At 71.6% G+C, this 14753-nt stretch carries 11 protein-coding genes; 6 read left to right on the top strand and 5 right to left on the bottom strand.

The features are described from left to right. Positions 1 to 5: 5 nt before the first annotated feature. Positions 6 to 1772, bottom strand: a complete 1767-nt coding sequence (locus AB0I91_RS19250) for an aKG-HExxH-type peptide beta-hydroxylase (protein WP_498777969.1) — start codon at positions 1770 to 1772, stop codon at positions 6 to 8. 772 nt (positions 1773 to 2544) lie between these two features. Here AB0I91_RS19250 and AB0I91_RS19245 point away from each other — a divergent pair. Both AB0I91_RS19245 and AB0I91_RS19240 read left to right on the top strand, forming a co-directional pair. Further along, complete coding sequence (locus AB0I91_RS19245; RefSeq protein WP_498777967.1) at positions 2545 to 2985, top strand: hypothetical protein; 441 nt, start codon at positions 2545 to 2547, stop codon at positions 2983 to 2985. Positions 2986 to 3129: 144 nt separating this feature from the next. Further along, entirely contained in the window at positions 3130 to 3669 is a 540-nt protein-coding gene (locus tag AB0I91_RS19240; protein WP_499609208.1) for a tetratricopeptide repeat protein, read from the top strand. Positions 3670 to 4190: 521 nt separating this feature from the next. Here the strand turns inward: AB0I91_RS19240 and AB0I91_RS19235 are convergent. From AB0I91_RS19235 to AB0I91_RS19225, 3 genes are all read right to left on the bottom strand, one after another. Then, complete coding sequence (locus AB0I91_RS19235) at positions 4191 to 4655, bottom strand: NUDIX hydrolase (protein ID WP_498777963.1); 465 nt, start codon at positions 4653 to 4655, stop codon at positions 4191 to 4193. A 148-nt stretch (positions 4656 to 4803) separates the two neighbouring features. Beyond that, positions 4804 to 5553 carry an SDR family oxidoreductase gene (locus tag AB0I91_RS19230; protein WP_499637910.1) on the bottom strand — a complete coding sequence of 250 codons (750 nt, stop codon included), beginning with the start codon at positions 5551 to 5553 and terminating at the stop codon, positions 4804 to 4806. A 153-nt stretch (positions 5554 to 5706) separates the two neighbouring features. After that, a complete protein-coding gene (locus AB0I91_RS19225; RefSeq protein ID WP_498777959.1) occupies positions 5707 to 6612 on the bottom strand; it encodes an AraC family transcriptional regulator in 906 nt (301 codons plus the stop codon). Between the two features lie 140 nt (positions 6613 to 6752). On the opposite strand from AB0I91_RS19225, the gene AB0I91_RS19220 reads away from it, so the two are divergent. Next, positions 6753 to 7079 (top strand): putative quinol monooxygenase, encoded by a 327-nt coding sequence (locus tag AB0I91_RS19220; RefSeq protein ID WP_498777957.1) that lies wholly within the window; start codon positions 6753 to 6755, stop codon positions 7077 to 7079. A gap of 53 nt (positions 7080 to 7132) precedes the next feature. After that, positions 7133 to 8098, top strand: a complete 966-nt coding sequence (locus AB0I91_RS19215; RefSeq protein ID WP_499609214.1) for an alpha/beta hydrolase — start codon at positions 7133 to 7135, stop codon at positions 8096 to 8098. A 218-nt stretch (positions 8099 to 8316) separates the two neighbouring features. Here AB0I91_RS19215 and lanKC read toward each other — a convergent pair whose 3' ends face one another. Next, entirely contained in the window at positions 8317 to 10935 is a 2619-nt protein-coding gene (gene lanKC, locus AB0I91_RS19210) for a class III lanthionine synthetase LanKC (RefSeq protein ID WP_498778196.1), read from the bottom strand. Between the two features lie 696 nt (positions 10936 to 11631). Here lanKC and AB0I91_RS19205 point away from each other — a divergent pair. Continuing rightward, positions 11632 to 12876, top strand: coding sequence for an MFS transporter (locus AB0I91_RS19205; protein WP_498777953.1), 1245 nt, complete (start codon positions 11632 to 11634; stop codon positions 12874 to 12876). 5 nt (positions 12877 to 12881) lie between these two features. Next, on the top strand, positions 12882 to 14618 hold the full coding sequence (locus AB0I91_RS19200; RefSeq protein ID WP_499637906.1) for a S9 family peptidase: 1737 nt from the start codon (positions 12882 to 12884) through the stop codon (positions 14616 to 14618). Positions 14619 to 14753: the final 135 nt, after the last annotated feature.

Here is a 14753-nt window from a genome sequence, read left to right as displayed (position 1 = left end):
GCCGCTCAGCCCGCCGACCACCCGGCCAGCCGCACCGGGTCCGGGCGATCGACGGCACGCGTCCGGAGTTCCCGGTGCAGCGCGCGGGCGACCTCTGGCCGAGCGGTGTTCAGGGTGAGCGTGAGACCGGCCCACGCCTGTTCGTCATCGGGGTCGGCTTCCAGGCGTCGTCGATAGGCGGCGGTGGCCGCCTCGACGTCGCCGGCCGCGCACGCGAGATCGGCTGGGTCCGCGTGGGTGGTCGCCAGACCGAGGGCTTGGGCTTTGAACAGCGGCGCGCGATCCGACGCACCGGGCACGGGTTCCTCCGCGATCCGGTGGTCCAGGGTGGACCCCGTGAGTTTCGCCTCGCCGGCGAGGTAGGCGTCGGCGAGTCGGGCGATGCCCGGTCCGTCCGGCACGACGTGCCTGACGCGCCACAGGGCGCGGTGATCGGCGACGAGCTTCGCGACGGGGCCGGTGCGATCGGCCTCCGTCAGGTCGTCCTCGCAGACGGCCAGGCGGCTCGACAGCTTGTCCAGGAAGATCCGTCCCCAGTGGTTGAGCTGTGCCGTGGAGGCGATGTCGTCGATGGCCATGCGCACTTGCAGAGCTCTGAGGACGAAGGCGTAGTCGGCTTTCGCGGCCCGGCCCTCCGAGACCAGGCCGCGTCGTGCGCGCCAGAACTCGACCACGCTGGTGAACGCGTAGATCCCGTGCAGGACACCGTTCAAGGGCCTGGGGTCGTCACGCCAGGGCGCGTAGAAGTAGTCCACTTCGTCCGTCCGATGCAGACTCGCGCACTCCAGGACCGCGTTCAGCTTGGAGTGCTGGAGTTCGTGCACGAGCGCGTCGGCGAGTTCGTCGGCCGATGGCTTCTCGCACAGCGCTATCGCGCCGAACGCCGACGCCGAGGAGGCGCCGACCAGCTTGCCCTCGCGGGTGAGCGGTGCCAGGCTCAGGAGCCCGACGGACAACTCTTCAGCGTAACGCCGATCCCATCCGACCAGGGTCTCCCAGGCGGCGTCGAGCTGAGCGCACCAGCGCTCGAACTCGGTGTCGCTGAGCGGATCCGGCGCGGCGGGGTTGTCCGCGAACGCCCGGTGCGGGTCGGTGTCTTCGAAGACCACCTCCAGCACCACTCCCGACGCCGTCGAACGGTGTCTGCGGACCGGTCGGAACTTGACGTGCTCCACCTTCGTGCCCGCTTCCGAGTGGTGCAGCGGCACGAAGTCGACCGAAGGGTCGACGGCGATCTCGTACTGCCCCACTGTGGGCAGGCTGACGACGCCCTGGGTGACCGGCACCCTGATGTCGAACGACAACCCGGCTCGCAGGGCGGCAGCGGCTGCGACCGCGTGCACGACCCCGATCTCCGCCCGCTTCGCGGGTGTGTCGACGTGTCCGTCGACGACGGTCTCAAGGGCACGTCTGAACCACAGGCCGACGGTCGGGAACATGATGACCTCATCGACCACACCCGGTGCCGCGTCCTCGGCGAGGAGAAGGAGGTCCCAGGCTTCCCCCAGGTCCGGGACGAGCACTTCGACGTCGGCCCGCTCGCGCGTTTCCCGTTCGAATCCGAGAATGAGCAGCTTGCGCTGGGTGTTCTCGATGCGGCGAAGGACGTGCATCACCTCGCCGCGCACCGGGCCTTCGCACACTTCCGCGAAGAACGCCTCGGACAGCAAGCAGCCGTCTCCCTGCGGAACGAGGTCGACAGAGTTGTGAACGCTAGTCACGTTGTCCCTGCGTATCTGCGGACAGGGTCGTATTGTGGACCCTCGCCACAATCGACGCGACGGCCGCGTCCACGCGCGACGACTTGCTGGAGAGCAAGACGCGCAAATTCACCACACTGAGATCGATGGCACTTGACCTTGTGGCGAGTGGCGTGCTTGGCGACAACTGAAGCCTCCAATCCATTCTACGCCTGGAGGCGTAGAATAGGGTACACTACACAACTTCGTGACAGCCACCTGCGGTGACACGGCAGTTATCGCCACTTGGCTGGTATCGTTACTGCTGGTGTTCGCCGCCGTCGCGCCGCGAGGGCCAACCCACGGCCCGGCACTGCTCAGGCGGTGCGCCGTCCTCAGCCCCGAGGACCTGCACCTGCGGTTGTCCGCACTCGAATCTCTGCACCCGAAAGGGCGAACAGCCTCGCCCGGCTGTTCGGCCACGAGCGTCGGCGGTGCGGATGCGCTGGTGCGACTCGCAGGGCAAGGCCGGGATCGGTGCCCAGGTCCTCCACCGACCGCTGCCGGGCAGGCCCTGCCGGTAACAGGCGGTCGCCAAGCCGAACCCCAACCTCACCCGATACCGCCGCCACGACACGCGACTGTCCCCACCGCGTCGCCCTCCCGTGAGCAGGCGATGCAACGCTGATCCAACGAATCCTCATCGCCGTGCCGCAACAGTTGACGACGTCACGGCCTCGGTCGGGTCGTTCGGTTCGATTCGTCGACAAGTCGTTCCAGTGCGAATCGCACTTCGATCCGGAACGGAAAGCGCTGTTCTCACGCTTCCTGCGCGACCGGCCCGGACTTCTACGACCGGATCGACGTGGACATCGGAAACGACCACCTGTGGGGCGGGTCGGCGCGGGACCTGTTGCCCGACGGGCAGGTCTACGTGGACCTGCACGGTTTCGACCCGCGCGGACCCGCCGTGGCGCCCGACGCGGCCGTCCGGATGGTGCTGGACGCGCTGCACGTGCCGACGCGGCCGATCCCACCCGACGCGGACGGTCGCGGCGCCTACCTGCGCAGCGTGGTGGACGGGCGGGACCTGCTGCTCATTCTGGACAACGTCCGCGACAGCGCAGCGGCATTGTGGTGGTTCGCGGAGGAGTACGACAACGTGCCGGCGGCGATCACGACGGCGACCGACGGGATCTGCGCCCGTACACGTGGCAACTGGCGTGGGCCATGTCCGACTTCGCCTACCCGGGCGCCCGCCGGCAGGACTGGCTCAGCACCCACGTGGAGGCGGTCGACGCGGTAAGCCGCGAGGCGACGGGCACGTCGAGGTGCGGCTCCGCCAGTCCCTGGCGCGCGCGTACTGCGAGGAGGTGCGGCTCCGCCAGTCCCTGGCGCGCGCGTACTGCGAGAACGGCGATTACGAACGGTCGACGGCGCAGTCCGAGCCGTGCTCGCCATCCTCGACCGGATCGACGACCCGGCGGGTCGGGCGAACGCGGTCGACGGCCTCGGCGGCGTGGAACAGCGGTCCGGCGCGTTCGAGAAGGCCCTCGGCACCGCTCTGCACGCCCTGAGCCTGTACGTGGAGCTGGACGACGACGCGGGCACGGCGAGCACGTACAACCTGCTGGGTCGGGCGAGCCTGGCGTTGGGCAGCCTTGAAGAGGCCGACCGCTACCACGGGCCGGCGCACGCGCTGTACGTGCGGTCCGGCAACTCCTACGGGCCCACGTCGCGGACTGCCGGGCCGAGCTCGCACTGGCCTCGGGGCGAGGTCGACCGCGCCGCGCTGCTGCTGCGCGAGGCGGCAGGGGCTCACTTCACCGTCGGCAACCGCCATCACGCCGCCCAATCGTGCCGCAAGCTCATAACACCGTCGGGTGCGCCCGTCCCCGCCGCTCTCGGCCGGGTGATCGTCTTGCTCGAGGCCGACCGCGTGCCGACGGCAGGGGAGTTCACTCTCCTGCTCGACGAGGTCTTCGGGTAGTCCGTCGACCCCGGTCGAGACGAGCTGTCCGCCCGGCCTTGGTCCGACTCTGGACCGGGGCGCGAAATCTCGCCTCGGCACAAGGACCACCCGGCCGCAGCCCCACCGGGGCGACGCCATCACGAAACTCCGGTTGGCGGAGCCGGCGACGTCGGCCCGGTCGCGCCGACAGTCCGAGTTGGACAGTCGTTGCCGACCTCCGCCAAGGACGACGACATCGCCGACGGCGAGTCACCGCAAGCCGGGGATCAAGGGACCTGGCCGCGATCCTCCCCACGCCCCACCCGGGTCATCACGCGGCGGACGACGCGCACACCGCCACCACGACCGTGACCGCCCGGGCGAGTTCGTCCCGCCATCGCCTGCGGTGACCCGTTGACGATGGCGAAGACCGGATCGCGGGGGCGGTGGGCCACCCCGTGTCCGAGGTCGGCCGGTTGCCGGCAGCGCCTACACGCCCATCGGCATCGCCGCCCGCCGTCGACAACACGAAGACGGGCAACACGCCGAGCGGGCGGTGATCAGGTCCCGGCGGGGGCGGCCAGCCCGCGACCGGTGATGAACACGGCCTGGTCGTGCATGACGTCGTGGGGCAGGGTCCGGAAGTAGGCGATGTGCTCGCTCTGCTCGGTGCGCGTGGGCACTCCCGAGACGATGCGGGTGTCGAAGGCCAGGCCCAGCGGCCAACCCCGGTAGCCGGAGGCGAGCAGGTTCGGGTACTCGATGACGCCGAGTTGCTCTCCGACCGCGACTTCGACGTCCAACTCGTCGCGCGCCACCCGTCGCACCGCGTCGACGAGGCTCTCACCGAACAGCACCGTGCCGCCGGGCAGGTGCCACTGCCCCAGGCACGGCTCGATCCCGCGCCGGGTCAGCAGGACACCGTCCTCGGTCCTGATGACCACCTCGACGGTGAGCCGGGTGACCTTCGCGTAGATGCTGTCGAACTCGTCCCTGGTCAACGGCAACTGCCGTGATCTCCCCATGCCCGTAGGCTACGGGCATGGTCCTGCCCTCAGGGGCCGGGCACGACATCCGCTCAGCGGGCCGGCGCGGTGCACACCCGGCGTCCGCCCAATTGCCGGACCAGCGGTCCAGCCGTCACCAGGTCGGTTCACCCGCCTCGCTGGACGATCACTTCGCCTGGGCGAGCCAGACGGCGTCGGGACCGGCCGGGAACCGCAGTTGACCGGTCGTGTCGTGAGCAGCCAGCCACACCGCCTCGGCGACGTCGCTTTCCTGGGTGAACATGTCCTGGCTCGTGAAGGCGGCCATGGCCTTCCTCGCCCACGGTGCGTAGGGCGCCGGGACCAGGTCGTCCACCGAGGTGCCGTTCGTCGCCCTGGCCGCGAAGTTCGTCGTCAGGCAGGCGCCCGGCTGGACCGCCCTCGCCCGCACGCCGAAGGGCGCGAGTTCGAGCGCGAGCGACGCGGTGAACCCCTCGACGGCCATCTTGCTCGCCTTGTAGACGGCGGAAAGCGGCATGTGGCCCAGCACCACGCTGGACGTCACGTTGACCACCACACCGGAGCCGCGCTCGCGGAACTGGGGCAGCACCGCCTGGGTCATCGCCATCACGCCGAACGTGTTGGTCTCGAACACCTCCCGCACGCGGGCCATGGAGGTGCCCTCGAACACGCTGATCGACGGGACGCCCGCGTTGTTCACCAGCACGTCGACGGGACCCGCCTCCTCGATCGCGGCGGCGATGCTCCGGGGCTCGGTCACGTCGAGCCCGACGACGCGGAGCCGGTCCGACTGGGGGAGGACGTCCGCACGCGGGGTGCGCATCGTCGCGATGACGTTCCACCCCCGGGAGTGGAAGTGGAGGGCGGTCTCCCGTCCGTAACCGGAGGAGGTGCCAGTGATCAGGACCGTTTTCATGGGTGCTCCGCGCAGTCTGGTGGGACTCGACAAGTCCGGCTCCTTCTTCGCCGAAGGAGCAGCGGTGATCCCATTCAATCGCCCTGACCTGCTGAAACGATAGAACGATCCTGCCTTCGTCTGGCACGATCCTCTTCCCGCTTCCGCCCCCGATCACGTCAGCACCCCCGCCGGGGCGCGCCGGACCTCCCGCAGGCGGGCCGCGTCCCGGCTCGGGGGCTCGCCGAACAGGCGGCGGTACTCCCGGCTGAACTGCGACGGGTTGTCGTAGCCGACCCGGCGGCCGACCGCCGTGACATCGCCCGGGTGGGTGGCTAGCAGCAGCCGGGCCTCCTGCAACCGGATCTGCTTCTGGAACTGGATGGGGCTCATCGCGGTCACCGCCTGGAAGTTGCGGTAGAACGCGGAGGTGCTCATGCCGGACATGCGCGCCACGTCGTCGACCCGGAAGGGCTGCGCGTAGTGCTCGCGGATCCAGCGCACGGCCCGCGAGACGTGGCTGAGGCCGCTGTCGGCCAGCCCGAGCTGGCGAACCGTCGCCCCCTGCTCGCCGGTGATCACGCGCCAGAGGATCTCGCGTTTGACCAGCGGCGCCAGCACGGCCCGGTCGCGGGGCTCGTCGAGCAGGCGCAGCAACCGGACCACCGCTTCGATCAGCTCGGCGGAGGCGTCGCTGACGGCGATCCCCGACGGGATGCCCTCACCGGCCCGCGGTAGGTCGCCGGGACCGGCTTGCAGCAGCAGTTCGGCGATGGCGGAGGGTTCCAGCACGAGGCCGAAGCCGAGCGCCGGCTGCTCGGGGTCCGCGCGGGTGAACTGCCCGGTGACGGGCAGGTCGACGGAGGCCACCAGGTACTGCCCGGGGCCGTACTCGTAGATCCGGTCGCCCAGGGCGAGGCGTTTCGCGCCTTGGGCGATGACCGCGAGGACCGTGCCCGACATGGAGGGCGCGGGTGGGTCGGGCCGGTCGACCTTCGAGATGAGGACGCCGTCGATGGCGGTGGTCCAGTCGGGTCCGGCGTGTCGGGTCAGCAGCGCGCGGAGCTCTTCGAGGCACATGCGCCCATTGCAGCACCTTTCGAGTCCGAAACTCTCGAAGTTGAGAGGATCGTGCAAGTTGTAGAGAGGATAGTTCTACGTTTTCCCTGCTCAGACGGGTTGAATGGCGGCAGCACAGTCCCTCGCTGAGAGGAAGACACATGATCGCCACCTACGGCTTCAGCGCCACCCTGACGGCCGCTCCCGGCCTGGGCGACCGGCTGGTCGACCTCCTGCTGACCGGCCTGGACGAGGGGAGCCCCGGCGCGAGCGAGCACTGCGTCGTCTACCTGGTCTCGCGCTCCGCGTCCGATCCCGACGTCGTGCACGTCATCGAGGGCTGGACCAGCGAGGAGGACCACCACCGGGCCTTCGCCGGCGAGGCCGCACGGGCCATCGTGGCCCGGATCGGCGAGCTGCTGGTCGGGGAGCCCGTGTACGGCGACCAGGTCCCGGTCCGCGGCAAGGCCGCCTTCCCGTCCCGGTGACGCGGCCCGCTTCCCGCCCGACCCTCCCGCACCACCCGACGAAAGGCGATGACATGACGACCGCCCGCCCCGCCCTGGACCCCGAGCTGCGCGAACTGCTGGCCGGGATGCCCCTCGTGCCCCGGCTCGACGCGGAAGTCCTGGCGCAACTGCGCCAGTACCCCTCCACGCCCCTCGAACCCCTCCTCGCCCACCGGCAGGTCGACCGGCGCGAGGTCACCGTGCCGGCCGAGGACGGCGCCCCGATCCACCTGTCGATCTTCAGCCCCTCGCACCGCGCCCCCGCCGCCCCCTGCGTGTACTGGATGCACGGTGGCGGCATGGTCATGGGCGACCGGTTCTCGCAGATCGACATCCCGCTGGAGTGGCTCGACGAGTTCGGCGCGGTCGTCGTCTCCGCGGAGTACCGGCTCGCACCGGAGGCCACCGGCACCACGCCCGTCGAGGACTGCCACCGTGGACTGCTCTGGGTCGCCGAGCACGCTGCCGAACTGGGCGTCGACCCCGCGCGGATAATCGTGGCCGGCGCGAGCGCGGGTGGCGGCTTGGCCGCCGGCCTCACCTTGCTGGCACGTGACCTCGGCACCTCGGCGATCGCCGCGCAGGTGTTGATCTGCCCCATGCTCGACCACCGCAACACCAGCACGTCCAGCCGCCAGTACTCCGGCGTGCCCGGTGTGTGGACCGGCGAGATGAACGCGTTCGGCTGGCGCGCCCTCCTCGGTGACCTCAGCGGCGACGAGGTGCCCGCCTACGTCTCACCCGCGTTGGCCGAGGACCTCTCGGGCCTGCCGCCCACCTACGTCGACACCGGCTCCGCGGAGGTCTTCCGCGACGAGGCCACCGACTACGCCACCCGCATCTGGGCCGCCGGCGGCGAAGCCGAACTCCACGTCTGGTCGGGCGGCTTCCACGGTTTCGACGCCCTCTACCCGCAGGCGCGCATCTCGACCACCGCCCGCCGAACCCGCACCGACTGGCTCGCCCGCCTCCTGACCACCAACCAGGAAGGCGCCTGACCCCGACGGGACGTGCGGAGTCGGCGCGGCAGCGGCCAGGTCTCGAGGGACGTGTGCCGTTCCGGGGCGGAACGCGTGCGGGAACACGCGTCGCTGCTTGCCGGGCGCGGTGCCGGTGCCCGACAAGCGGCGACGAGCGGTGGCGTCACAGGCAGACGCTGCCTCGACTGCTCATGGTGAGCACGTTGCACGCCATGAGGTCGTCCTCCGGCGCCACCTCAGCTTGCAAGGACAGGACTTCCTCCATGCTGATCACTCCTTCCACCCGTGTCCCCTCGACGTGGTGCCGGGGGAGTCTGGAGGGCGTCGAGCAGGAGTCGCAGGGCGACCAGGACGCCGGCTCCGCCCGACCACAGGTCGGTGGAGATCCGCTGACCTGGCTCGCCGAGCCAGCCTGCTCCGCTCCCGTGCGGCACCGCGTGCCTGAACAGGCCGCGGGCGCTGGACAGCGCGGCGTCCACGAGGTCGGGCCGGTCGAGCCGCCTGCCGGCGTCGGCCAGCGTCGTCACGAGGCCCGCCAGCCCCGGGAACAGGCCGGGGAACACCGTGAAGCGGGCCGTGCACGCGTCCAGGCACCGCGACAGCACCTCGGTGGCGGTCAGGTCGACGTCGACGGGCACGTCGAACTCCGCGTCCGGCCGGTGCGCGAGGAAGCGGGACAGGACCCAGGCGTAACCCGCGCTGCCCGCGAACAGGTAGGGGTAGACGCGCCGGTCGTTGCGGGCGACGCGGAAGCCGACGCCGCCGCCCGGCAGGGGCACGGCGTAGGCGAGTTCCTCGCCCAGCAGCCGCATTCCGCGCGCGAACAGCCGATCGTCCCCGGTGGCGCGGTGCAGGTGGTACAGCGCGAGCGCCACACCCGCCCGACCGCTGACCAGTCCGGAGCGGGTGGACGCACCCAGGCGGGCGGTCAGCTCGTCACCGTCCGGCACGCGTTCGAGCAACCCCGAGGCCAAGTCCAGCCAACGCTGTCCACCGGTGCGCCGGTGATGGGCCAGCAAGCCGAGCGCGGTGCCCGCCGCGCCGCCGCCCAACGTGCCGGAGGTGTGGTTGAGGCGATGTGCGGCTGCCTCGTCGAGCAGCTTCTCGGCCGCGTCACCCTCGCCGAGTTCGGCCAGCACGCCCGCGATGCCCGCACTGCCGTGGAGCAGGCCGGGTGCGGTGGTCTCGGCTGACGCCAACGATTCGTCGCGCAGCCTCCGGACGATCGCCGGGTCGATCGCGCGACCCGCGCGGTGCAGCGCGTGCACCACGCCCGCGGTGCCCGCGGCCAACGCCCGGGTGTTCGTCTGGTGCCCGAGCGGGACGGTGGGGTAGACCCGTGCCGGGTGGTCCGGCTGCGCCATCTCCTCGATGGCGTCGGCGGTTCGCTCGGCCAGGTCGTGCAGCGCGGCGATCGGGTCCGCCCGAACGGCGGCAGGGGTGGGCAGGCGGGTGTCTTCGCCGCGTTCGTGGCAGTGCGTGGCCCACCGCCACAACCGTGGCTCGACGGGAGCCGCCTCGGCCAGGTCCGCGTGCAGGTGGTCGAGCGCGGCCGGGTGGCGTTCGGCCACTTCGTGCAGCGGGAACACCAGGAGCAGCGCCAGCGCCGACAACCCGTACCGGTCGAGTTCCGCCGGGTCGTGCTCGGCCACGGCCCGCGGGTCCGGGTGCAGGTAGCCCGGTGTGCCCATGTACCGCCGCACGCGGTCGACGGGCTGCACCGCCTCGAAGTCGACCAGCCGGACGCGGTCCTCGTCGTCGACGAGGACGTTGGTGGGGCTGAGGTCGATGAACACGAAACCCAGGTCGTGCAACGCGCGCAGCTGCGCGTCGAGCTGGTCGAGGAGCCCGAGGCAGCGCTCGTGGTACCCGGCGTACGCCGCCGCGTCCGCGTCGTCGAGCACCGCGGGGTTGTTCGTCACCATCCACCGGTACAGCGACCCGCCCGGGATGAACTCGGAGACGAGGTAGCTGTGCTCCCAGTGGTGGAACAGCTCCACCGGCCGCGGGCACACGCCGGGTGCGCGGGCGTGGACCTCGCGCAACACCAGGTATTCCTCGGCCAACCGGGTCTTCGCGTCGACGCCGTCCGCGGTGTAACCGTTGTGCGCTCTGGCTTCCTTGACGAACACGGTGGCGCCGTCGCCGGTGCGGAACCGGTAGGCGCCACCGGCGTTGCTGTGCCGCAGCACGGAGTCGAACGTGTAGCCGTGCATGGTGACCGGTCCGGCGGCACGCGCGGGCGTGGTCTCGCGGAACGGGTCGGAGACGCCGTGCGGCAGGCGAAAGGCGGGCCCGCGCTCGTCGTCCGTGACCTGCCCGTCCGGACGGGTCATGGTCGGCACGTGGTTGCCGTCCGCGTCGACCCTGCTGCGGCCGCGGAACGCGCCATACCGGTAGGACACGCACGTGCTGTCGCCGAATCGCCGGTCCGTGAGCACGAACGGCCCGTCGACACCGGCCAGGTCCGCCGACAGGCGCCTCATCAGCAGCAGCGCGCGCTCTTCGGTGGGCGGGTACAGGGTGCAGAACTTGCCGCTCTGCGGCCTGGCGGCGTGCTTGTCGTGCGCGATGAGGAAGGTGCGCTCGCCCGCGAGGTGCTTGAACGGCACCCCGAGTTCGACGCACGCCGACGACACGATCGCCAGCACGGACCGCGCGTTGCGCAGGGAGCTGGACACGTGCACCTTCCAGCCCTGGTCGGGCAGGACGAGCCCGGGTGGTCCCCAGTGGGTCCACGCGCCGTCGTGCAGCCGCGTCCACCCCTCGGGCGCGTGCGCGGGGGAATAGCGCACGCCGGGATCGATGGTGTCCCACGGTTCGTAATAATCCGGATCCGCGATCAGGAAAGACATGTCCACGGCCATTTCGTGCCCCTGTCTGCGGACGGTAGGACACTCGCGCGAAAAAACAAGGATCGCAACCGGCCCCGGCAACGTCAAGGAACGATTCTCGCGGTATGCGAAGACGTACCGGGTGGTCGAACGCGGTGGTAGCAACGGTGCAACGCGGTTCCGGCGTCGGGCGCAACCGCGCCCGAACCGGCTCGGGTGTTCGACCGGACGACAACCGGCTGACGGGGGACTCGGCCGGCTGCGCCGTCTTGGGGCGGCGCAGCCGGTCGTCATGCCGTGCCGGTCGAAGTCACGGTGGACGGCAGCCGCCACCGTGAGCGCGCCTCTTGCGCTCGTACCTCCGCTACCTGCATTGCGATGATTTCGGCGGGCGCAGGATCGCCGGGCCGCTGCGGTTTCGCAATACCGAACGAAGCCCATTGCTTCGGATCTCCGCGCGGGTGGCATCCGCCGGAGTTATCCCTGGTCCGTACGCCAGCGGAATTGCTCTGCCGGGGTGCATGACGAGTCTTGGCGGGGCATGTATAAATTCCGGGGAAGCATCCACCGCCCTGGTGGAACGGTGGTTGTCGGACCCGAGATAAGGCTGGCTCCAGTCTCGTTTTACCGCCGAAAAGTGCGGTCTTGAACCCCTCGCCGGACTCTGTTCGTCGCATGGATTTGATTTCGTGATCGCGGAAGACGGGAGAACGACGGATGTCGGTGGTCGGTACCAGCGTGCGCGGACACCGGGACTTCCGGCTGTTCTGGCTCGGTGGCGCGGCCGCCCTGCTCGGCTCGCACGCCTCGGCGCTGGTGCTGCCCGTGCTGGTCCTGCTGCTCGGCGGCTCGCCGGTGACGGCGGGTGTGCTGGGCACGGTGGTCGGTCTGGCCGAGGTGCTGGTCTCCCCGGTGGCGGGCGTCTACGCGGACCGCGTGCCGCGCCGGCCGATGATGGTGGTCTCCGCCCTGGTCGCGGCCTGCGCGGCGACGGTGATCGCGCTCGTGGTGCTCACGGGCCGGGCGTCGTTGCCGGTGCTGTTCGCCGCCGCGGTCGTCGAGGGCGTGGCCACCGCCTGCTACGCGGCGGCCGCGTCGGGCGCCATCCGCGCGATCCTCCCGAAGGACGACCCGGAGGGCGCGCTCGGCGCCCTGCAGGCCAGGGAGAAGGCCGCCAAGCTCGCGGGACCGGGCATCGGCGGTGGCCTGTACCAGTTCGCGCCCTGGGCGCCCTTCCTCGTCCACGCCTTCTCCTACGCGGTCACCGCCCTGTGCGCGGGCCTGCTCAGCTCGGAGCTGCGACCGGCGCGGACCGAAGACCGCAAGTCCTTCTTCCTGCGGGACTTCGCCGACGGCGTGCGGTTCCTGTGGGCCGAGCCGTTCCTGCGGTTCATGGTCACGTGGGCCGGGGGCGTCAACCTGGTGCTGGGCGCGCTGTACTTCCACGTCATCCTCGTCGCGCGCCTGCACGGCGCGTCCGCCGCGACCATCGGCCTGCTGCTCACCGCGGCCGGGGTGGCGGGCCTGTGCGGGGCGCTGGTCGCGCCCTTCTTCCTGCGCCGCTTCGCCCCGACCCGGCTGGTCCTGGTCGTTTCGTGGCTGGTCGTCCTCGTCGCGTTCGGGTTCACCACCACCCCGCCACCGGTGGTGATGGGCGTCCTGCTGGCCGCGGTGTCGGCCCTCACCCCCGCGCTGAGCATCGCGTTCCAGAGCAAGGCGATCACCAGCACCCCGGACGGGATGCAGGGCCGGGTCGGGACCGCGCTGGGCGTCGTCGGGGAGGGCACCGGCGCGGTGGCGCCCCTGGTGGCGGGCGTGCTCGTCGCCGCGCTCGCCCCGGCCTTCGTCGCCGCGGTGCTCGGGGCGGCGCTGGTCGCGATCGCGCTCTACACGACCGCGACCGTGCGATCCCTGGCGGCGTCGTCCGCGGCCGACCGCACCCCCGAGCCGGTTGAGGAGTGACCGCCGTGAAGATCGACGTCCAGGTGTTCTTCCCGGAGGTGCCCGCCTTCGCCGAGTTCGCGCCCGACCGCGCCGTCCACACCGGCGACGCGGACGGCCGGTGCGAGGTGTTCGCCTGGTCCGCCGCGGGCGCGCGTCAGGTCACCGACCGACCGCAGGGCACCGTCGGCTGCGCGATCGACCCGACCGGCGCTCACGTGTGGTGGTTCGACGACGACCTCACCGGGGTCGGCCGCTGGCGGATCACCCCGTTCGGCGGCGGCGACTCCGAGGACGCCGGGTTGCCGCCCGGGCGCGCGGCCGGGCTCGCCATGTCCGCGGACGGCACCGCCGCGGTCGGCGTCGGCCACGACGGCCTCTCGGTCTACCGGAGGAGCCCGGACGGCCGGGTGGACCACGTCGGCGACTTCGACGGCCACACCACGCTCGTCGACCTGTCCCACTCCGGCCGCTTCGCCGTGCTCGCCCGCGACGCCGAGGACTCGGTGCCGGCGGTGGTGCTGGACCTGGCCACCGGCGAACGGCTGCCGCTGCGGTTGCCGGGACGAGCCCTGTGGGTCTCGGGGTTCGCCCCGGTCGAAGGCCCGGCACGGCTGCTGCTGACCACCTCTGACGACACCGCGTACCGCCTGGCCGAGTGGACCCCGGACGGCGGCGTCCGCGAGCTGCGGTGGTTCGACTCCGACACCGAGATCGCGCCGACCTGGTACCCCGACGGGCGGCGGGTCCTGGTGCGCCGGGACCGGCACGCCCGGTCCGAACTGCGCGAGCTCGACCTGGAGCGGCGGGCCGACGCGCCCGTGCCGACGCCGCGCGGCAGCATCCTGGCCGCCCAGGTGCAGCCCGACGGCGACCTGCACTACGTGTGGACCGACGCGACGCACCCGCCGCACCTGCGCACCGCCTCGGGACGGTGGTCGCTCGGCCCGCGGAACGCGACCGTGGCGGGCGTGACGAGCGAGGTGTGGGTCGACACCCCGGCCGGACCCGTGCACACGCTGCTCACCGCGCCGGACTCGCCCGGACCGCATCCCACCGTGTTCCTGCTGCACGGTGGCCCGCACGCCGCCGCCCGCGACGCCTACGACGGCCTGGTCTCGGTCTTCACGGGCATCGGCTGCACCGTGGCCAGGCCGAACTACCGCGGCTCGACGGGCTACGGCCCGGCCTGGCGCAACGACTTCTCCGACGGGCCCGGCCACACGCAGCTGTTCGACCTCGCCGCCGTGCGCGAGCACCTGGTCGCCGCGGGCGTGGCCGACGAGGACCGCACGGCGGTGGTGGGCACGTCGTGGGGCGGCTACCTCGCCCTGCTCGCCGCGGGCGTCCAGCCGGAGCTGTGGCACGCGGTCGCGGCGGTCAACCCGATCGCGGACTACGTCGCCGCCTACCGGGGCGCGACTCCCGCCGTGCGGGCCCTCGACCGGCGCATCTTCGGCGGGGACCCCGACCAGCGGCCCGCCGCGTACGCCGCGGCGTCCCCGATGTCCCACGTCGCCTCCGTGCGGGCGCCGGTGCTGGTCCTGGCCGCCACCGAGGACGACCGCTGCCCGCCGGACCAGGTCGCCGCTTACGTCGCGGCGCTGGAGGCGCACGGCGTCGAGCCCGAGCTCCAGTGGACCCCGTCCGGCCACGAGGGCCGGACCGACGCGGTCCACCGCCAGATCATCGGCTCCGTCGTGAGCTTCGTCGCGACGGCACTCGGGGGGCGGGAGATCTCCGCCCCCGCGAAGACGGGATGAACGAGGGCCCCGGCACCGGGCCGGACCCGTGCGCCCCGACCACCGGAGGGAGGTGACCACATGCGCAAGCGCGTCATCAAGAACGACCCGATCAGCGGCAACCGCGACCAGAGCCGCGGTGTCGAGGTGAGCGTG

The sequence above is a fragment of the Actinosynnema sp. NPDC049800 genome (assembly GCF_040656635.1).
Classification (GTDB): domain Bacteria; phylum Actinomycetota; class Actinomycetes; order Mycobacteriales; family Pseudonocardiaceae; genus Actinosynnema.
This window is presented reverse-complemented; position numbering and strand designations above follow the sequence as displayed.